Origin of the sequence: Usitatibacter rugosus (assembly GCF_013003965.1) — a bacterium.
GTDB lineage: Bacteria > Pseudomonadota > Gammaproteobacteria > Burkholderiales > Usitatibacteraceae > Usitatibacter > Usitatibacter rugosus.
On sequence record NZ_CP053069.1, the window covers coordinates 524643 to 543245 of the forward strand.

General features: G+C 65.3%; 24 protein-coding genes. 7 read left to right on the forward strand and 17 right to left on the reverse strand.

Annotated features, from left to right (window positions below):
- Positions 1–63: 63 nt before the first annotated feature.
- Positions 64–855: a DUF4184 family protein gene (locus DSM104443_RS02760; RefSeq protein ID WP_171089226.1), complete on the reverse strand. Its 792-nt coding sequence runs from the start codon at positions 853–855 to the stop codon at positions 64–66.
- Between the two features lie 130 nt (positions 856–985).
- Between DSM104443_RS02760 and DSM104443_RS02765 the strand changes: the two genes are divergently transcribed.
- The 6 genes from DSM104443_RS02765 to DSM104443_RS02790 all read left to right on the forward strand — a co-directional run bounded on the left by DSM104443_RS02765 (position 986) and on the right by DSM104443_RS02790 (position 7527).
- A complete protein-coding gene (locus tag DSM104443_RS02765; protein ID WP_171089228.1) occupies positions 986–2980 on the forward strand; it encodes a DUF4178 domain-containing protein in 1995 nt (664 codons plus the stop codon).
- A gap of 10 nt (positions 2981–2990) precedes the next feature.
- On the forward strand, positions 2991–3182 hold the full coding sequence (locus tag DSM104443_RS02770; protein WP_171089230.1) for a hypothetical protein: 192 nt from the start codon (positions 2991–2993) through the stop codon (positions 3180–3182).
- A gap of 21 nt (positions 3183–3203) precedes the next feature.
- Positions 3204–3419 carry a DUF350 domain-containing protein gene (locus DSM104443_RS02775; protein WP_171089232.1) on the forward strand — a complete coding sequence of 72 codons (216 nt, stop codon included), beginning with the start codon at positions 3204–3206 and terminating at the stop codon, positions 3417–3419.
- A complete protein-coding gene (locus DSM104443_RS02780) occupies positions 3419–4990 on the forward strand; it encodes a polyamine aminopropyltransferase (protein ID WP_212756912.1) in 1572 nt (523 codons plus the stop codon). The genes DSM104443_RS02775 and DSM104443_RS02780 overlap by 1 nt, the downstream gene beginning before the upstream one ends.
- 65 nt (positions 4991–5055) lie before the next feature.
- A complete protein-coding gene (locus DSM104443_RS02785; RefSeq protein ID WP_171089234.1) occupies positions 5056–6681 on the forward strand; it encodes an NAD(P)-binding protein in 1626 nt (541 codons plus the stop codon).
- Positions 6682–6732: 51 nt separating this feature from the next.
- A complete protein-coding gene (locus tag DSM104443_RS02790) occupies positions 6733–7527 on the forward strand; it encodes a cytochrome P460 family protein (protein WP_171089236.1) in 795 nt (264 codons plus the stop codon).
- Between the two features lie 9 nt (positions 7528–7536).
- On the opposite strand, the gene DSM104443_RS02795 is transcribed toward DSM104443_RS02790, so the two are convergent.
- The 15 genes from DSM104443_RS02795 to DSM104443_RS02865 form a co-directional block, all read right to left on the reverse strand.
- Positions 7537–8280, reverse strand: coding sequence for a LytR/AlgR family response regulator transcription factor (locus tag DSM104443_RS02795; protein WP_171089238.1), 744 nt, complete (start codon positions 8278–8280; stop codon positions 7537–7539).
- Positions 8273–9256 (reverse strand): sensor histidine kinase, encoded by a 984-nt coding sequence (locus tag DSM104443_RS02800; protein ID WP_171089240.1) that lies wholly within the window; start codon positions 9254–9256, stop codon positions 8273–8275. The genes DSM104443_RS02795 and DSM104443_RS02800 overlap by 8 nt, the downstream gene beginning before the upstream one ends.
- The gene (locus DSM104443_RS02805; RefSeq protein ID WP_171089242.1) at positions 9237–9827 is read right to left on the reverse strand and encodes a hypothetical protein; all 591 of its coding nucleotides are present in this window, start codon (positions 9825–9827) and stop codon (positions 9237–9239) included. The genes DSM104443_RS02800 and DSM104443_RS02805 overlap by 20 nt, the downstream gene beginning before the upstream one ends.
- Positions 9828–9929: 102 nt before the next feature.
- Complete coding sequence (locus DSM104443_RS02810) at positions 9930–10280, reverse strand: hypothetical protein (protein WP_171088668.1); 351 nt, start codon at positions 10278–10280, stop codon at positions 9930–9932.
- On the reverse strand, positions 10277–11395 hold the full coding sequence (locus tag DSM104443_RS02815) for an SRPBCC family protein (protein ID WP_171089244.1): 1119 nt from the start codon (positions 11393–11395) through the stop codon (positions 10277–10279). Before DSM104443_RS02815 ends, DSM104443_RS02810 begins: the two co-directional genes overlap by 4 nt.
- On the reverse strand, positions 11395–12060 hold the full coding sequence (locus DSM104443_RS02820) for an FABP family protein (protein WP_171089246.1): 666 nt from the start codon (positions 12058–12060) through the stop codon (positions 11395–11397). Before DSM104443_RS02820 ends, DSM104443_RS02815 begins: the two co-directional genes overlap by 1 nt.
- A 2-nt stretch (positions 12061–12062) precedes the next feature.
- Positions 12063–12455, reverse strand: coding sequence for a hypothetical protein (locus DSM104443_RS02825; protein ID WP_171089248.1), 393 nt, complete (start codon positions 12453–12455; stop codon positions 12063–12065).
- A 42-nt stretch (positions 12456–12497) separates the two neighbouring features.
- Entirely contained in the window at positions 12498–12953 is a 456-nt protein-coding gene (locus tag DSM104443_RS02830) for a cupin domain-containing protein (RefSeq protein WP_171089250.1), read from the reverse strand.
- Positions 12954–12956: 3 nt separating this feature from the next.
- Positions 12957–13364: a hypothetical protein gene (locus DSM104443_RS02835; RefSeq protein ID WP_171089251.1), complete on the reverse strand. Its 408-nt coding sequence runs from the start codon at positions 13362–13364 to the stop codon at positions 12957–12959.
- A 43-nt stretch (positions 13365–13407) separates the two neighbouring features.
- Entirely contained in the window at positions 13408–13914 is a 507-nt protein-coding gene (locus DSM104443_RS02840) for a hypothetical protein (protein WP_171089253.1), read from the reverse strand.
- Complete coding sequence (locus DSM104443_RS02845) at positions 13911–14234, reverse strand: DUF2200 domain-containing protein (protein ID WP_246232472.1); 324 nt, start codon at positions 14232–14234, stop codon at positions 13911–13913. Before DSM104443_RS02845 ends, DSM104443_RS02840 begins: the two co-directional genes overlap by 4 nt.
- A 23-nt stretch (positions 14235–14257) precedes the next feature.
- Positions 14258–14776: a nuclear transport factor 2 family protein gene (locus DSM104443_RS02850; protein WP_171089257.1), complete on the reverse strand. Its 519-nt coding sequence runs from the start codon at positions 14774–14776 to the stop codon at positions 14258–14260.
- A gap of 17 nt (positions 14777–14793) precedes the next feature.
- Entirely contained in the window at positions 14794–15177 is a 384-nt protein-coding gene (locus tag DSM104443_RS02855) for an AgmX/PglI C-terminal domain-containing protein (protein WP_171089259.1), read from the reverse strand.
- 117 nt (positions 15178–15294) lie between these two features.
- Positions 15295–15681 carry a hypothetical protein gene (locus DSM104443_RS02860; RefSeq protein WP_171089261.1) on the reverse strand — a complete coding sequence of 129 codons (387 nt, stop codon included), beginning with the start codon at positions 15679–15681 and terminating at the stop codon, positions 15295–15297.
- A 31-nt stretch (positions 15682–15712) separates the two neighbouring features.
- On the reverse strand, positions 15713–16228 hold the full coding sequence (locus DSM104443_RS02865) for a hypothetical protein (protein WP_171089263.1): 516 nt from the start codon (positions 16226–16228) through the stop codon (positions 15713–15715).
- 138 nt (positions 16229–16366) lie between these two features.
- Between DSM104443_RS02865 and DSM104443_RS02870 the strand changes: the two genes are divergently transcribed.
- A complete protein-coding gene (locus tag DSM104443_RS02870) occupies positions 16367–17458 on the forward strand; it encodes a metallophosphoesterase (protein WP_171089265.1) in 1092 nt (363 codons plus the stop codon).
- Here DSM104443_RS02870 and DSM104443_RS02875 read toward each other — a convergent pair.
- Complete coding sequence (locus tag DSM104443_RS02875; RefSeq protein WP_171089267.1) at positions 17455–18603, reverse strand: patatin-like phospholipase family protein; 1149 nt, start codon at positions 18601–18603, stop codon at positions 17455–17457. The two genes, DSM104443_RS02870 and DSM104443_RS02875, sit on opposite strands and share 4 nt — an antisense overlap.

Sequence of the window (18603 nt, forward strand, 5' to 3'; positions counted from 1 at the left end):
GCAGCTTCATACACTTAATAGACTTAAGTGCATGAAGCTGCATTTCGATCGAGGTGATCCCTATCACTCTCTCCGTTCGCGACACGTGAAAGCGGCGATCGCAACGGCGAGGTAGAGCAACGCGAAAGAAACGGTCCCGTAAAGCGCGCCCCGGAAGAGGAACACTCGAAGTGCGACGACGCCATTGAATGTCGTCGCGTCACCGGCCGCGAACGCGCTCGCAATGATCGCGGCAACGACGATGCAAGCGAGGAGGGCCGCGTATCGCCAACCGTCGCCCGATCCGCGAGCGGGCACCACGGGCTTCAACCAACCTCGATAGACGACGACGAGCACCGCCGTACCCACGATCGTGCTCAGTTCCTGGAGGCCGTGATAGAGGCCGATGGTCGTTCCGGGAAACGGTTGCTGCAGGAAGGGAAGCTGCTCAACAACCCATCCCGTGCCGTGCGTGCAGGCGTCCCACGCGATGTGCGTCCACGCGCCGAGCAGGATGGAAAGCGCGAGGACGGCGACTCCCATTGCGGGCCGACCGAGAAGGGGCGTAGGTGAAGCGAGAAGGGGCGCACGTGGATCGAGCGCCGCGCTCCAGGCCGCGCGATGCGGCTGCGGCAGCGCGAACACCAGCGGCTCGCGAAGTGCGTAGAGCAGCAGCAGCGCGATCAAGCCCAGCGGCACGCACGCGAGCACGGTGCCCGCGGGCGTATGCGCGAACTGCCCGAGGTCGAAGCGCAGGAGGTAGTACGGCATGTCCGGCGCCATGCTGCCCGCGACGAGTCCGGCGAAGCTCAGGCGCCCGCGGCTCCAGCGCTGGAGGGGCACGACGGCGGCGGCATGTGCGAGGGTCCACGGCATGCCGCGATCGTGGCCGCCAATCATGGCGGTGAACGGGCGGAAAAGTGAATTTTCACCGGCGCCGTGGCGCGCCCCGGGAGGCGCGGGGCGGCTATACTGGCCGCGGCCATTTCCCGGGGGAAGCGGAGTCGTGGCAGAAGCGGCACCAACGAAGCGGCTGGTCTCGTGTCCGTCGTGCGGAGCACCGCTGCGTTTTCGCGGTGCAACGTCGGTCGTCGCCGTCTGCGCCTATTGCAAGGCGACTCTCGTCCGCGACGGCGTCAACCTCGAGAACATCGGCAAGCAGGCCGAGCTGCTCGAGGACGACACGCCGATCCAGATCGGCGCCGAGGGCAAGCACCGCGGCGTGGGCTTCACCGTCGTCGGGCGCATCCAGTACAAGTACAGCGCCGGCGTGTGGAGCGAGTGGCACGTGCTCTTCCCCGGCAGCAAGGGCGCCTGGCTCTCGGATGCGAGCCGCGAGTACACGATCGCCTACCTCGTCCCGCCGCAGCCATTGCCCCCCTTCGAGCAGATGAAGCCGGGGCAGAACCTCATCGTGAAGGGCGACAAGTGGTACGCGGGGGTCTACACCGTGACCAACGTCGACGCGGCCGAGGTGGTCGCCGGCCAGGGCGAGCTCCCGTTCCAGTTCAAGTCCGGCTGGAAGGCGAACGTGGTCGACCTTCGCGGCGACGGCGCGCGCTTCGCCACCATCGACTACTCCGAGACGCCGCCGCACCTCTACGTGGGCGAGAAGCTGCCGTTCGACACGTTCTCGTTCTCGAACCTGCGCGATCCGGACCGCATTGGGTTCACCAAGGGCACCGCGCTCGCGTTCAAGTGCGCGGGCTGCGGCGCTCCGATCGAGAAGCGCCTCACGACGACCGAGGTCGTGGCCTGCGACTCCTGCGGCTCGATCACCGACGTGAAGGGCACCATCGGCGAGCTCGTGCAGAAGAACACGCGCAACGAGATGGCGGGCCGGCCCTACATCCCGCTCGGCACCGTGGGACGCTGGAAGAACGTGCGCTACGAGGTCGTGGGCTTCATGCGCCGCACGATCCGCGTCGACGGCATTCCGTATACGTGGGGCGAGTACCTGCTGCACAACGTGGAGCAGGGCTACGCGTGGTTCACCGAATACAACGGCCACTTCAACTACGCGAAGACCGCGGCGGAGATCCCCAAGTCCACCAGCGTCATGATGTCGCGCGGCCCGGCAGTGCGTTACCTCGGCCACACGTTCGGGCATTTCTCGCGCTCCAAGCCGGCCGTCAGCTACCTCGTCGGCGAGTTCTACTGGATCGTGAAGCTGCAGGACGAGGCGATGTGCAACGACTACGTCGACCCGCCGCTCATGCTCTCGTCCGAATCGACGGGTAACGAGATCACGTGGACGATCGGCGAGTACGTCGAGGGCCCGGAGCTGTGGAAGGCGTTCGGCCTCAAGGGCAAGCCGCCCAAGCCCGTGGGCGTGGCGCCGAACCAGCCCTCGCCGCACAAGGGCAAGGTCGGGCGCTACTGGCTCGCGTTCCTCGCTTTCCTGGTGGTCGGGTTCTTCGCGCAGATGCTGTTCTCCATGCTGCAGTCGGCGATCCGACCGAACCCCATCGCGTTCAGCACGGCGCCGGGACAGACCACGCACACGGTGAGCCCCGTCTTCAAGCTGGGCGGCTTCGGCAGCAGTCGCGCGACGGTGCGTACCGAGACCTCGCTCAACGACCAATGGGTCTCGCTCACGATGCGTCTCGTGGAGGCCGACAACGGCCGCGCCTACGAGCTCAAGCGCTCCGTGGGCTACCAGAACGTGGGCGGCGGCCGCAGCGGCAGCAGCGACGACGTGGGCGAGATCCTCGGCGTTCCGCCCGGGCGCTACACGCTCGCCATCGACGCGCTGAGCCCTTCCGGAGCGCCCGCCACGCAGGGCAAGGTGCAGGTCTACCGCTCGAAGGTGGATTGGTCGAACTACTGGCTGTTCGCGTTCTTCCTGGTGCTCTGGCCATTGGGTGCCTGGGCGCGGTCCCATTCGTTCGAGAAGGAGCGCTGGTCGGAGAGCGACTATGCGCCGGGCGATGACGACGACGATGAAACGGGCACCGGCGGCCTGCTGAAGCAAGTGCTGGACGTGGTCGACGACGACTGAAGGAGACATCATGTTTCGCATGTATCTCGCATCTGCTGTCATCGCCTTCCTGTCGTACGGGACGGCGCAGTACAAGGGCTGGTCGATGTTCGCCTCGGAAGCGCAGGAGTTCGAGCGCCAGAAGGCGGGATCGTCGTCGTCGAGCTGGGGCCGCGGCAGCTCGGGCGGCGGCGGCTCCGGCGGTTCATCGGGTCACAAGTAGGCAACGCAAGGGAGAAGAGCCATGTTCGAGTACCTGAAGCCCGTAGCGCTCATCGGTTCCATCGTCTATTCGGTGATCGGGTTGCTCCTGGTCATCGTCGGGTTCGTCGTGATCGACAAGATCACGCCGTACGACCTGTGGAAGGAGCTGATCGAGAACCGCAACCAGCCGCTCGCCACCGTCGTGGCGGCATTCGTGCTCGCCATCGCGATCATCGTGGCCGCGGCGATCCACTAGTGTCCGAGCCCGTCACACCCGCGCAGGCGGGTGCCCAGACACCTCCGCTCCCAGGCGAGGTGCTGACCCGCGCCTTGCTCGGGTCGGTGTTCGTCATCGCCGCCTGCGGGCTCGTCTACGAGCTCATCGCGGCGGCGGCCTCCACCTACCTGCTGGGCGACTCGGTCACGCAATTCTCCGTCGTGATCGGCATCTACCTCGCGGCGATGGGCGTGGGCTCGTACGTCTCGAAGTACGTGACGAGCGGACTGATCGTGCGCTTCATCGACGTGGAGCTGATGATCGCGGTGCTGGGCGGCTTCTCGGCGGCGGTGATGTTCCTCTCGTTCGCCTATGCCGGGCCGGGCTTCCGCGTGGTGCTCTACGGGATCGTGGTGCTGGTGGGCATGCTCGTGGGCCTCGAGATCCCGCTCGTGATGCGGATCCTGCGCGACCGCCTCGGCTTCAAGGACCTCGTGGCGCAGGTGCTGACGTTCGACTACCTGGGCGCGCTCGGTGTGTCGATTGCTTTCCCGCTCCTGCTCGCGCCGCGGCTGGGGTTGATCCGCACCGCGTTCCTCTTCGGGCTGATGAACGCCGTCGTGGCCGCGTGGGCCGCGTGGGTGTTTCGCGATCGGCTCGCCGGCCGTGCGTCGGGCGTGGCCGCGCGCTGCGCCGTCGTGATCGCGCTGCTGCTGGGCGGCTTCATGTTCTCCGAAGAGCTCACGAAGCTCTCCGAGGACCGCCTGTACGTGGACCAGATCGTGCACGCGGAATCGAGCCGCGCGCAGCGCATCGTCGTGACCCGCTGGCGCGACGACTGGCGCCTGTACCTGAACGGCAACCTGCAGTTCAGCTCCATGGACGAGTACCGCTACCACGAGGCGCTGGTGCATCCCGCGCTCGCCACCATGCCGCACGCACGGCGCGCGCTGGTCCTGGGCGGTGGCGATGGCCTCGCCGTGCGCGAGATCCTCAAGTACAAGAACATCGAAGCCGTGACGCTGGTGGACCTCGATCCCGCGATCACGAAGCTCTTTACCGAGTCGCCAGCGATGCGCGCGCTGAACCACGACTCGCTGAACGACCCGAAGGTGAAGGTCGTTAATGCCGACGCCTTCATCTGGCTCGAGAACTCGCGCGACTTCTTCGATTTCGTCGTGATCGACTTCCCCGATCCCAGCAACCACTCGCTGGGCAAGCTCTACACCACGTCGTTCTACTCGATGCTGAAGCGCCGCCTCTCCGCGAAGGGGATGGCGGTGATCCAGTCCACCTCGCCGCTCTACGCGCGCAAGTCGTACTGGTGCGTGGTGACGACTCTCGAGGAAGCCGGCTTCGAGGTCACGCCCTTCCATGCGCTGGTGCCGTCGTTCGGCGAATGGGGCTTCATCATCGCCTCGCAGGAGCCGTGGATCCCGCCCGCGAAGTACGACGTGCCGGGCCTGCGCTTCATCACGCCCGAGATCCACGCCGCGCTGCTCGCCTTCCCCAAGGACATGGAGCGCGTGCCCACCGAAGTGAACCGCCTCAACAACCACGCGCTCGTCCGCTACTTCGAATCCGAGTGGCGCCGCGGCCCCGCCCAATAAAGGGGTCAGACCACTTTATTCATCGCTGTTCGAATAAAGTGGTCTGACCCCTTTATTGTTCTTCCATGCAACGCCGCGACTTTCTCCTCACCTCCGCCGCCCTCGCAGCTGCCGGTTGCGCGAAGGGTGATCCTCCGCTCCCGCCGGGCGAGATGCTGGCGACGAGCCACGCGCTGGGCCACCGGATGCGCGATGGCGGGCTGCCGGCAGCGACCGAGAAGCGCAAGGCGAAGGTTGTGATCGTGGGCGCAGGCCTCTCGGGGCTCTGTGCGGCATGGCGGCTGCGGCGGGCGGGCTTCAGCGACTTCGAGATCCTCGAGCTGGAGAGCGCCCCCGGAGGCAACGCACGCTGGGGCGAGAGCGCCGTGACGCGCTACCCGTGGGGCTCGCATTACATCCCGCTGCCGACGCGCGAGTCACGGGCCTTGCGACTCCTGCTCGCGGAGCTGGGCGTGCTCCTCGGCGACCCCGAAGCGGAAACACCGCGCTATGAAGAGCGGGCCCTATGCCAGGCGCCGCAGGAACGCCTCTACCGCAACGGCACCTGGGACGAGCACCTCGTGCCGATCGCCGGTCGTTCGCGCGGCGAGGTCGAGGAGTGGGAGCGGTTCCAGCGCCGCATGCGGGAATTCCAGCAGCTGCGCGGCAAGGACGGACGCCGCGCGTTCGTGATTCCCGTGGAGCATTCGTCGCGCGACCCGGCCATCCTCGCGCTCGACAGGATCACGATGGGTGCGTGGCTGCAGGCCGAGGGCTTCCACTCCGAGGCGGTGCGCTGGGTCGTGAACTACGCGTGCCGCGACGACTATGGCTGCGAGTACCGCGTGGCGTCCGCCTGGGCGGGCATCCACTACTTCGCATGCCGCGTCGGTTCCGCGCGCGACGCCGACCACGACGCGGTGCTCACCTGGCCCGAAGGCAACGGCTTCCTCGTGCGGGAGCTCATGAAGCGCTACGCATTCGACGTGAAGCCCGCGGCGATCGTGCACCGCATGGAAGAGACCGCGAAAGGCGTCACGCTGACGGCATTCCTCGCTCGCGAGAACCGCTCCGTCGCCATCGAAGCCGAGCACGTGATCTGGGCAGCCCCTTTCGGATTCGCCGCGCGTGCCTTCGCCAACGCACCCCCACCCATCGCCGAGGCCCTTCGAAGCTACGACTACGCGCCGTGGATCACCGCCAACGTCGCGCTCTCGGAGCTGCCATACATCCACCACGGAGCGCCGCTCTCCTGGGACAACGTGCTCTACGACAGCCCGTCGCTCGGCTACGTCGTCGCCACGCACCAGGGCCTCCAGGCGCGGCCCGGGCCGACCGTCCTCACCTGGTACCTCCCCCTCGCCACCGACACGCCCGCCGCGGGTCGCAAGCGCCTACTCGAAACGCCGCGCGAAGCCTGGGCGGAGATGGCTCTAGCGGAGCTGGCCAAGCCGCACCCCGAGATCCGCCAGATCGCCCAGCGCGTCGACGTCTTCGCCAACGGGCACGCGATGGTGATCCCGAGGCCCGGACGCATCTGGGGCGGCGCAGCCCAGGTGATCGCTGCGCGCAAGGGCAGGGTCCACTTTGCCCACGCCGATGCAAGCGGCGTTTCCCTCGTCGAGGAGGCGGCCGATCGCGGGGTCGCCGCAGCCGAATCCACCCTGGCCAGTTTTAGCGTACGTACATCGAGCATGCGGTGGAATAGTTGACCCGCCCCAAGCGTTGACCCGTGGCGGGAATCCAAACCCAGGGAGAAGAAAATGACCAAGGTTCGAGCAATCGCAGTGGCAACCCTGCTGGCCCTTCCGGCCGCGCAGGCAGCGGACATCGAAGCGGGCAAGGCCAAGGTGGCGGCGGTGTGCGGCGCCTGCCATGGCGTGGCGGGGGTGAGCGTCGGCGAGACGATTCCCAACCTCGCCGCCCAGCGCGCCGGCTACATCGAGGCGCAGCTGAAGGTGCTCAAGGACGGCACGCGCAAGAACCCGGTCATGAACGCCATCGCGAGCCAGCTTACGGCCGACGAGATCTCCAACGTCGCGGCGTACTTCGCGTCCCTTCCGGGGGCAGGCGCGGCGGCCAAATCGGACTTCATGCCGCAGCTCACGAAGACGGGCGTCACCTTCCCCGAGGGCTACGACAAGTCGTTCGTGAAATACCACACGATCAATTTCCCGGCCACGAAGCAGGTGCGCTACTACTTCGCCAACAAGGCGGCGGTGGACGCAGCCAGGGCGGGCAAGGATCTACCCAATGGCGCGTATCTCTTCGCGGAAGTGTGGTCGGCCAAGCTCGACGAGGCGAAGAATCCGGTCAAGGGTGCCGACGGTTTCTTCGTCGCCGACAAGCAGCTCTTCTACACGGCGATGGCGCGCGATGCGGGCTGGGGCAAGGACATCCCCGACATGCTGAAGAACGAGGACTGGAACTACGCCGTCTTCACGCTCGACAAGAAGCATCGCCCCAACGTGAACCAGGCCGAGTGCCTCGCCTGCCACAAGCCGCTGGACAAGGTGAGCTATACGTTCACGCTGAAGGAGCTGGCGGCGGCGAAGTAGGGCGCGAGCTCAGCGGCTACGAAAACGCGGCTGGAAGGGCTGGCTCACCGCCAGCTTTTCCGGCCGGCCGACGAGGCGAAGGTCCATGCGGTCACCGTCGCGCTGGATCGAATCGATGCGCGACGCATTGACGATGGTCCCGCGATGCACTTGCCAGAACGCCTCGGAATCGAGCCCGTCCACGAGCTCCTTGATCGAGCGCCGGATGTGCACCTCGCCGCGGTCGGTGACGACCTTCGTGTATTTCGCGTCCGCCTGGAAGTAGTGAACTTCCTCGACGGGGACGATGCGGATCCGGTTTCCCACCGTGGCCTGCACCCAACGGATGTGGCCCTTGCCGCTCGAATTCGCGAGGTCGCGCAGGAGCGATTCTAGGTCCGCCGGAACGCTCGTCATCCGCTGCCGAAGTCGCGCGACCGTGACGGCCAGGCGGCCGCCTTCGATCGGCTTCACGACGAAATCCACCGCGCCCTGCTCGAACGCGGCGATCGCGTGTTCCTGGAAGGCCGTCACGAAGACGACGTGCGCGCGCCCGGACACTAGCCGTGCGATTTCGAGGCCATTCAATCCGGGGACCTGAATGTCTAGGAAGAGAACGTCCGGCATGTGCTCTGCAATCGCGCGTGCGGCTTCCAGCCCGTCCGGTGCCTCCTCGACGTGCAGCTCCGGCCACAGTTCGGCAAGATGATCCCGGAGAGCCTGACGAAGCAGGGGTTCGTCCTCTACGACCAGTGCTCGCGGTGCCTCAGCCAAGGGGCACCACCAGTTGCGCCTCGACGCCGGCGGGTTCCGCGTGTGAAAGCTCTACGTGCGCCCGGTCGCCATGCAAGCTCGCGAGCCTCTCACGGAGGTTCGTGAGCCCTGTGCCGGTGCCCATCTCCGCGCCGAACCCGAGGCCATCGTCGGTGACGCGCAGCACGAGCTGGCCGCCGCGGCTTTCCCCTGCGATCACCACGCGGCCGCCCGCGGCGCGACGCTCGAGGCCGTGCTTCACGGCATTCTCGACCAGCGTCATCACGCTAAGCGGCGGGACGGACACGTCGTTCAGCGCGGTCGGCACGGCGATCTCGTACCGCAGGCGCTCGCCCATGCGGATGCTCATGATCGAAAGGTACGCCTCGGTGCGGGAGAGTTCCTGTCCCAGCGTCGAGCGGCCCGAGCGGACGTCGGGGATGCTGGTCTTCAGGTAGCGGATCAGGCTCTCCAGCATGCGGTCAGCGGCCGCCGCGTCGCTGCGTACGAGCTGCTGCACGTTTGCGAGCGTGTTGTAGAGGAAGTGGGGCTCGACCTGCGCCTGGAGCGCACTCAGGCGCAACTCCGCGAGTTGCCGTTCCTGCGTTGCACGCGAGAGAGCGTCGCGTTGCAGGATCGCTGTCACGAGGAGCGTCGCCGCGAGCAGTGCGGCCAGGCCGAGATCGAACGCGAGGTCGGCATTCGGAAACTTCATCGCGGCGTTGCTCCAGCGTAATGCGGCCGTCGCGATGGCCGCGCCGAGTGCGGACGCCACGAGCGCCAGCGCGACCTGGAAGCGGATATCGCGACGCGAGAGGTATGCAGTTGCCAGGACTAGGCCGGCATGCGCGATGGCGCACGCCAGGGCGAGCTGGAGAAAACGGCCCAGCCACGCACTCCATCCCGCGTAAGCGAAGGCGCAGCCCGCGACGATCGCCGCGGCGATCCACGCCGCGGGCGATCCGAACGGCGCCGAATCAGGATTCGCCGAAGCCAAGGTTGCGGGGCGTCTTCGGAAGCGAGTCGGTGGAGGGGGTCTTCGCCGTGACGGGAACGGCGTCCCCCACGACCTCGAACTTCACGTTGCCGAGCCACAGCGCGCCTGCATCGGTCATCAGGACGCCCAGCGCGATCAGCTTCGCCTCGGGCGCGACGTCCAGCACGATCTCGTGGCGCGTCCAGCCCGTGGTGCCCATGATCGGGCGCTTGCCCATGTTGTCGAAGGCGAGCGTGCGGCCCGGCTCTCCATCCACGCGCATCCAGAGGCCGGCCCATTTACGCAAGCTCTCGGCACGAACGTCCGCGGAGAGGCGTACGCGCTTGCCGCGGAAGTCATCCGCGGCGAACTGCTGCATCATCGTGCCGAAGCCCTCGGTCGAGGTGCCCTTCGCCCGAAGATAAGCGGCGGGCTCGCGGTTCGGACCGCCGGAAGGGTCCACGCCCATCTGGTAGCTGTCCGGTTTGCTGCCCGCCATGAACCAGCCGGGTACCGTGGTCGATTCGGCGATGGCTGCGAAGGCCACCACCGAAGCGATGGCAAATGCGGCGATGAGGGATTTGAAGGTCATGTCCAGGATCCTCGCTGTGAAGATGGCCACACCCTAGTACTGCGTCCCGCCCCGGAAAAGGGGATTGCGACGAAACCCGGCATCTGCGCGACGGATTCGGCGCTACGGATCGCCGCCGGCGCCGCCACCACTGTCGCCGCCACCGCCTCCGTCACCACCGCTCGCGCTTCCATCCTGCGCGTGATCGCCGGAGTGATCTCCATCTCCGATTCCCGGACCCGATGCCTGCGACCCGATGGCGATCTCGGCTGCGATATAGCCGATGAGCCCGCCGAGCCCGACCGATCCCAGCAAGGTGACGAGCGATCGCGTCATCGACCAATCGCTGAAATGCGGCCCGCCGATCATGGCGGCGGCAAGGCCTCCCACGAACAGCCCGCCCACGAGACCGATGCTGCGGTATCGCTCGACGATGGCGCTCGCTTCCCTGGGAGTGGTGTCGGTGGAGCTCATCCTCTTGCCGGTTTCTCGGAGCGGGTCTTGTAGAACTTCAGGATAGCCTCCGCGGTGTCACTGACGAGATAGTCGGCCCAGAGGCCCGCGTACCAGTTGAAATTCGTCGTGATGCGCGTGCCGACCTTGATGGTGAGGCGTGTACCGCCGGCCTCCGGCGTCAGCGTGTAAGAAGTCTCCTCGAGATCGAAGTACTTCCCGCCGATGACGATGTGGTCGTCGAGCGAGCCGGGCGGAAATGAGTCCGGCCCGAACTTGTACACCCAGGCCACGCGCCGCTTCGGCTCCCACGCCGTGATCGTCTCCTCGAACGTCACGCCGCGCTCCCACTTGAGAGTGCGGGTGCCACCGACGCGTCCTTCGATCGTGCGTGCCTCGATCGGATAGGGAACGCCGATCCGGTAAGCGAATCCTTCCGAGAGCTCGCTCGGCTGGATGTCGAGCGGGTAGTTGATGTGCTGCCACACGCTCTCGGGCTGCGCGGCGATGTGGACGCTGCGCGTGATCACCTGGTGCTCGGTGGGGCTCGGAAATTGGGCCTCCAGCGGACCACCTACCAGGGGTATCAGGAGAACTGCCGGAACCAGCTTCGAGCCGCGGCGCTTGGGCGGGGAGATGAAAGAGCCGACGATCGCGCCGATGATCCCCGCTACGAAGAAGAGCGGCGCGGCCATGACGATGCAGATGGAACCTTCGCGCAGGACGGCACCCGCCGTGAATACGAAGAGGGCGATGGAAAGGGTGGACAGCGCTCCCGTTCCGGCCACGCCTGCATTCGTGCGGCGCCTGGCGATGAACCCCACGAGCACTCCGATGGCCAACGGGACGCCGACCAGGAACGATACGAGCATCAATCCGCTGGCGCTCGCCTCGCGAATCGAAAACACGTCCGCGAAAGTCTTGTAGGCCGCGACTCCATAGATCGCGCCGAGACCCAGGACGAGGAGGTACACGCCGATCATCATCAGCCCGCCGGCAATGTTCAGCGGCTTGGCGGTCTCGGGCTTCATGAGCACGGGCCGCCATTGGTCCCGTTCCTTGAAGTCCGCACCGCAGCCAGGACACTTGAACGCGTCCGGCGCGATCTCGCGAGCGCAGTTCGGGCAATAGGCCATCAGGCCGTGGTCTTCGCGACCATCGCCTCTCTCGCAGCCGCCTCCGCCATGGGATTGAGCGTTGGCTCGCCGACCTTGCGCAGCGTGTTGCGGTCGGTGTGGTGGAAGGGTTCCGCCTGCCCCGGGATGATCAATATCGTGTCCAGCTCGTAGGACCACGTTCCATCCGGGTTGATCGTGACCGTGACGGTGTAGCTGTCCGTTCGGAATGCATATTCGAGAAACGGATTCGACACGATGCCGTTCGTCGTGGACCCGCGCACTGCCTCGAGACGAAACGTCTTCGCATCCGCGGCCGCATGACCGACGGCCATCGCGACCTGCGCACGCGGGATCGAAAGCGTCTGGGTCACGGTGCCCGTCGCCGGCTCCCAGAGCCAGTAGCCCACCTGGTCGTGGAACGTCTCGACGTCGTTCGGCTTCACGATGCGCGTGTGATAGCGCAGCCCGTAGAAGAGTTGCGGCCCGTTGGTCTGCGCGTCGATCGGCTGCAGCTCCATGTGCTCGATGTACGCCTGCTTCTCGGGGCCGTCTTCCTTCGGGTTCACGTCGAGGCCGCGCGAACCGGCCCAGATGCCCGCCATCTTGGTGAGCGGTCCCAGGTTCGCGAGCGTGTTCGGGTCCGGCTCGGGCTCGGTGTAGATGTCCTTCGGATAGTTTTCCATGGTCATTTCTTCGCCGTCGAGTTGCACTCGGTCTTTGCGGTGGCCATCAGGGATGGACGTTCTTTCTCCAGCTTCTTGCCGATCTCATTATTCGGCATTCCGGGATTGGCTTCCCGCATCTCCCTTTCGAACTTGCCGGAGTTCGCGGCCCACCAGGCGAGCTCGCACGCTCTCGTCTGGTCCGCGGCGAGCCGGGCGGGGTCCTCCTTCGTCCTCACCAGGACGATGCCCACCACGAACGCGAAGGGAATCAGCGCGGCCAGGAGGTACCAGACCCGCTTGCGACGCCGGCTTTCGTCCCGCTCGAGCTCGTCCACCAGCGCGCGCACATTGTGCACGGCCTCTTTTTCGCGGGCACGCAGCGGGTCGGCGGGATCGTTTGGCAGGGTGTTCATCGTTCAGTCCTTTCTGTTCATGACTATTTTGCTCCGTAGCGCCTAGGGGTAGGGACTGCCATCCTTGTGCACGAACCGGCCGTCGGAATTGGAGCTCATCAAGTCGATGTCCGAACAGGTGGTGAGGTCGTCCGGATTCCGCGAGCCCACTTCCAGGTAGAGGGCCACCGCGGAAGAGTTGTTCTTCAAATGATGACCGTTGCCCGTGCCCTTTGGAAAGGCCGCGCAATCGCCGGCGCGAAGCAGCGTCTCGCCGTTGTCCTCGACGAGCGTGAGCTCGCCTTCGAGCACATAGACGAATTCGTCTTCATGGCTGTGCCAGTGACGTTGGCTCGACCACCCACCGGGCGGAAGAGTCATCAGATTCACGCCGAAATCGCGAAGGCCGCCGGCGTCGCCCAGGCGGCGGCGAGTGCGATTTGCGCAAGGTGCATCGAATGGGGCCGGGTAGCCCGAGCCCTTTCGTACCGTAATGTCGGCGAGGTCGATCTTGGGCATGGGCTAGGGCGTGACGACCTGCTCGCGGCCGTTCTCGCTCCTCAGCTTCAGGGAGCTCGCTGTGCCCTTGGATTCCAGGATCACGTACGTGTCCTTCGTGCCCGTCGGCCCCGCGAAACTGAGGCCCGAAGACGGTTCCGACGCGGCGATCTTGACCGAGGGACGCCCGCGCTCGGTGATGAGTCGCAACAGGACGGTCTCGGCTTGCTCGTCACCGTTCGGTGACTTGGACGCGGGCAGGACCTTGATGCTCGCGCGGACGCGGCCTTCGGCGTCGACGATCTCTAGGCCGCGTGCTCGCAACACGGACGCGTCGCCTTGTGCGAACGCTGGTCGAAGCTGAAAGGAGATGGTGACGAGGAGCAGGACCAGATTCACGACGGTCAGGGCAAGCAAGGTTGCTCGGTTCACGACGACCTCCTCTTGTTCAGCGGCTAGCGGCTGTGCACACCCATCAATTGCAGGATTGCTTCGCAAGCTCCTCGCCCAGCACGCGCCCGGAGGCTTCGGTGATCGGGGGCTTCTTCGTGGCATAGGCCCACCGGCAGATTCCGCGCGGCGCGCGCTGCATCAGCGAGTACTCGGCTTGGGGTGGATCCTTGGCACAACCTCCATGGGCCCACGCATAGAGCACCGCGACCTCGGTCTGCCGCACGATCTTCCAGGTGAAGTCCTTGCAGTCGGGGCCGAAGCCGCGCCGCACCGCCTGGACGAGGCGATCGAGCGGAACGCGGGCCGCCGGATCCACGAAGAGTTGGCGCGTGACCAGCTCGCTCCAGTTGTGGACCGTTTCGCCGGGAAGGACGTATTCGTCCAGCTCCTGCTGCACGGTCTTCGCGGTGTATCCCGACTCCCACTTCTTCGAGAGGAGCTGGATTCCATCCGCGGCCCAGAGACCGGTGGCCATCGAGAGCAATCCCAGGGCGTACGCGCAGTTGAGCAACACTCTCTGCGAACTCATCGAAGGACCTTCTCCATGGATTTGCCCTTGGCGAGCTCATCCACGAGCTTGTCCATCTGTCGAATTCGTTGCATCAGCGGATCCTCGATGTCCTCCACGCGAATGCCGCAGATCAGGCCCTTGATGAGCGAGCTGTTCGGATTCATCGCCGGCGCCTGGGCAAAGAAGGTCTCGAAGTCGACCTTCTTCTTGATCTGACCTTGCAGGGCGGACTGGCTATAGCCCGTGAGCCAACAGATGACGCGGTCGACTTCTTCCTTCGTGCGGCCCTTGCGCTCGGCCTTCTGGACGTAAAGGGGGTACACGGTCGCGAAGGGCATGGTGAAGATTCGATGTCCCGGCATCACGTCACCTGTTGATCTTCAATGCCGGCCCACCTGAGGGCCTCCGCGCGTTCGCCAAAGGTGAGGTATTGCGTGATCTTTCCGTTGCGAAACACGAAGCCATCGGCGAATCGTCCGTCTACCCAGTCAGTCGAGTCCTTCAAGCGAACCCGGACGTGGAGGTACACGACAAGTTTGTCTCCGTTCGCCAGGAATTTCTCGGGCTCGCAGGTTCCTTCGGCCCAGGTCCCGCGTCCTTTCGTGACGTGCTCTTGGACTTCCGCGATACCCCGATAGGTGCCGGCCGTTGGGAAGCCCTCGGGCTCGACGCGCACGATCTGCGGGTCGAGGTCCTTGGTTATCGTCTGCATGTCGTTGCGGTTGATTGCGGCGAAGAACTGTTTCAGGGCTTCAACTTCCGTGCTTATGCGACCTGGCGGAGGCGACTCGCGCTGTGCATCAGGATGGTTCGCTTGTCCTGGGTTGCGTTGGTTGAACTGGTCGTTGAGCCACTTGTCCTTCCAGAAGTCGTTGGACATTGTCCTACCCGCGAAACCTAGAATGTGGTGACAAGGTCGTAGCTGTCGCTCTTCTGCTTCGCCTTCGTGAACGTCCACCCCTTGATCTTGTTGGACAGGCACGTGCCGAAGGCCGAGCTCTGGAGCTTGGTATCCACGATCGTGATATCGGTCGTGGTGCCGTCGGTGTTCACCTTGAATCGCGCTGCCATGTTGCCGCTCACCTTCGGCTCCTTCTTCTTGGCCTCGTCCTTGCACTTGTCGATGTCGCCTTTCTTGAACACCATTTCCTTGGAGATGTCGCTCTTGGAGAGCTTCTCGACTTCCTTGGTCTTGGTGACGCCCGGGATGCTCATCTGGGCGTAGGCGGGGACGGCGAAGGCGGCTGCGACTGCAAGCACTGCGAGTTTGGTAGTGGTCATGAAAAGCTCCCTGGAGAATTGGAAAGCCGCCTCTGGAGGACGGTTCGTCGCAATGCTACCTCCGTGCCGGAAATTGCGCCGACGCGCCGGTCGCGCGCTCGAACCCGTAGCGGGGCCTCAGTGATATGAGCCTGGTAGCGATTTGAGAAGCCGCTGGTCATCGACTTTGACCGCGATCCCGCTGACGTATGCGGCAGACCACGAGAAGGCGGTCACCCGCCGCCCCCCTTTTGCATTTACAACTGCGTTTGCACCGATCTTCTTGGCCTCGGCAGCCAACAGGGGATACAAGCTCACTGCGCTATCGTAGCCAGCTCGCGCGTCGGCTTGTACGGACCCGAGCACTTTGTATTCGATGCCAGCGGGAATTGCGGACTGCGTCACCAGGATCGGCCCTTCCCACACGGGCCCTCCAGGCGCAAGGGCGGTGGACGAAGACGTCGTCGAGCAGCCCGTGACCACGAGTAGCAGGGAAACCACGATACCGGCAGTCTTTGCGCTCATTCGAGGCTCCTGTGAGGGTGAGTGACCTGGTTCATTTTGCGCTGATGTTGGCCTTGTCCCAGTCCTTGAACCAGGGCTTGAGGTCGTCCTGCGACATGGACACCTTCGACACGTGCACTTCGACGCAGTGGGTTCCAGCCGCCGCCGACACAAGATGCGCATGCAGGAGAACGGCTCCACTCGCGGGTGCCGCGTAGATGGCGATGAAGGTCTGAGCGTTGATGCGGGCCTTGTAGATCTGCGCCTGCGGTGGCACGCCGGGTCTTTTCGAAAGCGCTCCTATGGTCGAGCTGGCGCATTCGAGCGCGCTCATTCCGGCGTCGGCGGTCGGCATCAGGACGGATACGGTGTACGACCCTTCGGATCCCAGCAACCTCGCGTGAGGCTGCGTCGCGCTCATGGGATGACGCTCCATCTTCATCGCGGGAACGTTCGGCACGGTGATGGTGACGTCGGGGGACGAAACGTCGATGACCAGCTCACCCGCTCCGCAGAGTGGCGCGAACAGTGTGGCGATCGCGAGCGTTGCGAGCTTCACCAGGGTCATGCGAGTCTCCATGGAGTTCGAGGTGAACCTACGTCAAGGCGAGGAACAACGACGTCTTTCGGCGCTACCCGGAGCCGGGAAATTGAATAAAGTGGTCTGACCCCTTTATTCACGCCGGTACGCCCCCATGTCCCCCGGATGATGACCGTCGTCCTCGCGTTCCTGCACGTCTATATCGGCCTGCGCCTCCTGGCCCCTTTCCCGCTTCCCGTGCAGATCGCCGGCTGGGCTGTCCTGGCGGCCGTCCTCTGGTTCCTGCCCCGGGGCTTTCGCTTCCGCGGCGACAGCCCGTGGCGGATCTTCCTGCCCTGGGTGATGACGGGCGTCTTTTCGTCGTTGCTGGTGCTCACCTTTGTGCGCGACTTCGCGCTGATCGGCCTCGCCATCGCCAACGCCCGCCTGCACGACGCGTGGGTGCAGCCCTCGGCCATCCTCGTCGCGGCACTCGTTCCGGTGGTCACGCTGATCGGCTATGCCATGGCGCGTCGGACAGCCCGCGTGACGGACGTGAAGGTGCCGATCGCCAACCTCCCCGCGGCGCTCGAGGGCTTCACCATCGCGCAGATCAGCGACATCCACGTCGGGCCGACGATCAAGAAACCCTACGTCGATGCGATCGTCGACCGCGTGAACGGCCTCAAGGCCGACATGGTGGCGATCACCGGGGATCTCGTGGACGGCAGCGTCGGCGAGCTCGCGAAAGACACCGCCCCGCTCGGCCGCCTCGCATCGCGCCACGGCACGTACGTCGTCACCGGCAATCACGAGTACTACTCTGGAGCGCGCGCTTGGGTCGCGGAGCTGCGAAGGCTCGGCGCGCAGGTGCTGATGAACGAGCACGTGGTTCTGGAGCATGACGGTGCCCAGGTCACCGTGGCCGGCGTCACCGACTACTCCGCGCATCACTTCGATGCCACGCAGAAGAGCGATGCCGTCGCCGCGTTGGACGGCGCACCGGAAGGCGCGCCGAAGGTGCTGCTCGCCCACCAACCGCGCTCGGCTGCCAATGCCGCGCAAGCCGGTGCCGATCTGCAACTGTCGGGCCACACGCATGGGGGTCAGTTCTGGCCTTGGAATCTCTTCGTGCGCCTGCAGCAGCCGTTCACCGCGGGCCTGCACAAGCTCGGCAAGATGTGGGTGTACATCAATCGGGGCACGGGCTACTGGGGGCCGCCGAATCGATTCGGCATTCCTTCGGAGATCACGCGCATCCGCCTCGTCCGCGCCTAGAGCGGGAAGCCGGGGTCGGGCCACGTGCCCGGAGGCGCCACGCCCGCTTGCACGTATTTGCGCATCCCCGCATCGGTGAGCGCATAGCCCCAGTTGATGAGCTGACCCTGCTCCTTCGCCGAGAACTCGTTCAGTCGCGTGCGGATGTGCTGCAGCGCTCCTGAGGCGGCAGAGTCATGTGTCATCGGCGAGCCGGCCTGGTAGTTGTCGATCCGCGTCGTAATGCCCCAGTAGGTCCCCTTCTTCGTCGCGGGCCTCGTCGGGTTCTCGAGACCTTCCTCCTGCGTCTGCTTGAACTCCTGCATGAGCCACCGCTTGCGAAGCGCTCGAGTCTGGTCACTCACGATGTCGAGGACGCGGATCGCCTGGCGCGTCCAGTCCGTATGCGGTTCGGCTTCGGCATCGAGTGGCGCACCGGCATCGGAGACCAGCACCGTCGAGCAGCGCTTCCAGATCGCCTCCAGCCCCATGTTGTCGTAGACGCCGCCGTCCGTGAGCATGAGGCACTCCTTGAGGTCGTCTCGGCTGCCGAGCTTCGCGTTCGGGAACACCGTCCAGTCCGAAGGCTTGAACTCCAGCTCCACGGGTGAGAGCACCGGCGGAAACGCACTCGATGCCGCGACCACGCGCGCGACAGGGATGTACGGATTCTGGATCTCGCCGATCTTGTAGTCCGCGATCCGCTTCCTCTCCATGCGCACCGACGATCCGGTCTGCAGGCTCGTCGCGTAGAAGATGAAGCGCGGTGTCTTCCCCTTCTCGAACTCGGGGATCGACGCGAGCTTCGCGCCGTGGAAAAGACTCTCGTCGTATTTCTCGGTCACCTTGTCGGAGATCGTGCTGAAGACCGAGAGGAACCCCTCGATACCGGCAAAGACGTCGAGGGTCGTGCTCGCCATCTCACGCACGGGCTTGGCGATCACAGGTGCGAAGTTCGTCGCCACGCCGCTGCTCGACCACTGAAGGTCCTTCCAGCGCGTCGCAAGCACGCCGTTCAGGATGGACCCGCCCGAGACGCTCGTGATGACGTCGATCTTTCGCAGCCAGCCGAGCTCGTTCAGGCGCCAGAGGCTGCCCAGGCTGAAGAGCATCGCGCGGTAGCCGCCGCCGGAGAGGGCGAGGCCGGTGTCGAGTGGGTCGGGCAT

What these genes read in the sequence shown, in the direction of transcription:
- DSM104443_RS02760 (WP_171089226.1), bottom strand. Translation starts at nt 855, where the DNA reads ATGCCGTGGACCCTCGCACATGCCGCCGCCGTCGTGCCCCTCCAGCGC.
- DSM104443_RS02770 (WP_171089230.1), top strand. Translation starts at nt 2,991, where the DNA reads ATGTTTCGCATGTATCTCGCATCTGCTGTCATCGCCTTCCTGTCGTAC.
- DSM104443_RS02775 (WP_171089232.1), top strand. Translation starts at nt 3,204, where the DNA reads ATGTTCGAGTACCTGAAGCCCGTAGCGCTCATCGGTTCCATCGTCTAT.
- DSM104443_RS02785 (WP_171089234.1), top strand. Translation starts at nt 5,056, where the DNA reads ATGCAACGCCGCGACTTTCTCCTCACCTCCGCCGCCCTCGCAGCTGCC.
- DSM104443_RS02790 (WP_171089236.1), top strand. Translation starts at nt 6,733, where the DNA reads ATGACCAAGGTTCGAGCAATCGCAGTGGCAACCCTGCTGGCCCTTCCG.
- DSM104443_RS02805 (WP_171089242.1), bottom strand. Translation starts at nt 9,827, where the DNA reads ATGACCTTCAAATCCCTCATCGCCGCATTTGCCATCGCTTCGGTGGTG.
- DSM104443_RS02810 (WP_171088668.1), bottom strand. Translation starts at nt 10,280, where the DNA reads ATGAGCTCCACCGACACCACTCCCAGGGAAGCGAGCGCCATCGTCGAG.
- DSM104443_RS02815 (WP_171089244.1), bottom strand. Translation starts at nt 11,395, where the DNA reads ATGGCCTATTGCCCGAACTGCGCTCGCGAGATCGCGCCGGACGCGTTC.
- DSM104443_RS02820 (WP_171089246.1), bottom strand. Translation starts at nt 12,060, where the DNA reads ATGGAAAACTATCCGAAGGACATCTACACCGAGCCCGAGCCGGACCCG.
- DSM104443_RS02825 (WP_171089248.1), bottom strand. Translation starts at nt 12,455, where the DNA reads ATGAACACCCTGCCAAACGATCCCGCCGACCCGCTGCGTGCCCGCGAA.
- DSM104443_RS02830 (WP_171089250.1), bottom strand. Translation starts at nt 12,953, where the DNA reads ATGCCCAAGATCGACCTCGCCGACATTACGGTACGAAAGGGCTCGGGC.
- DSM104443_RS02840 (WP_171089253.1), bottom strand. Translation starts at nt 13,914, where the DNA reads ATGAGTTCGCAGAGAGTGTTGCTCAACTGCGCGTACGCCCTGGGATTG.
- DSM104443_RS02845 (WP_246232472.1), bottom strand. Translation starts at nt 14,234, where the DNA reads ATGCCCTTCGCGACCGTGTACCCCCTTTACGTCCAGAAGGCCGAGCGC.
- DSM104443_RS02850 (WP_171089257.1), bottom strand. Translation starts at nt 14,776, where the DNA reads ATGTCCAACGACTTCTGGAAGGACAAGTGGCTCAACGACCAGTTCAAC.
- DSM104443_RS02855 (WP_171089259.1), bottom strand. Translation starts at nt 15,177, where the DNA reads ATGACCACTACCAAACTCGCAGTGCTTGCAGTCGCAGCCGCCTTCGCC.
- DSM104443_RS02860 (WP_171089261.1), bottom strand. Translation starts at nt 15,681, where the DNA reads ATGAGCGCAAAGACTGCCGGTATCGTGGTTTCCCTGCTACTCGTGGTC.
- DSM104443_RS02865 (WP_171089263.1), bottom strand. Translation starts at nt 16,228, where the DNA reads ATGACCCTGGTGAAGCTCGCAACGCTCGCGATCGCCACACTGTTCGCG.
- DSM104443_RS02870 (WP_171089265.1), top strand. Translation starts at nt 16,367, where the DNA reads ATGATGACCGTCGTCCTCGCGTTCCTGCACGTCTATATCGGCCTGCGC.
- DSM104443_RS02875 (WP_171089267.1), bottom strand. Translation starts at nt 18,603, where the DNA reads ATGCCCGACCCACTCGACACCGGCCTCGCCCTCTCCGGCGGCGGCTAC.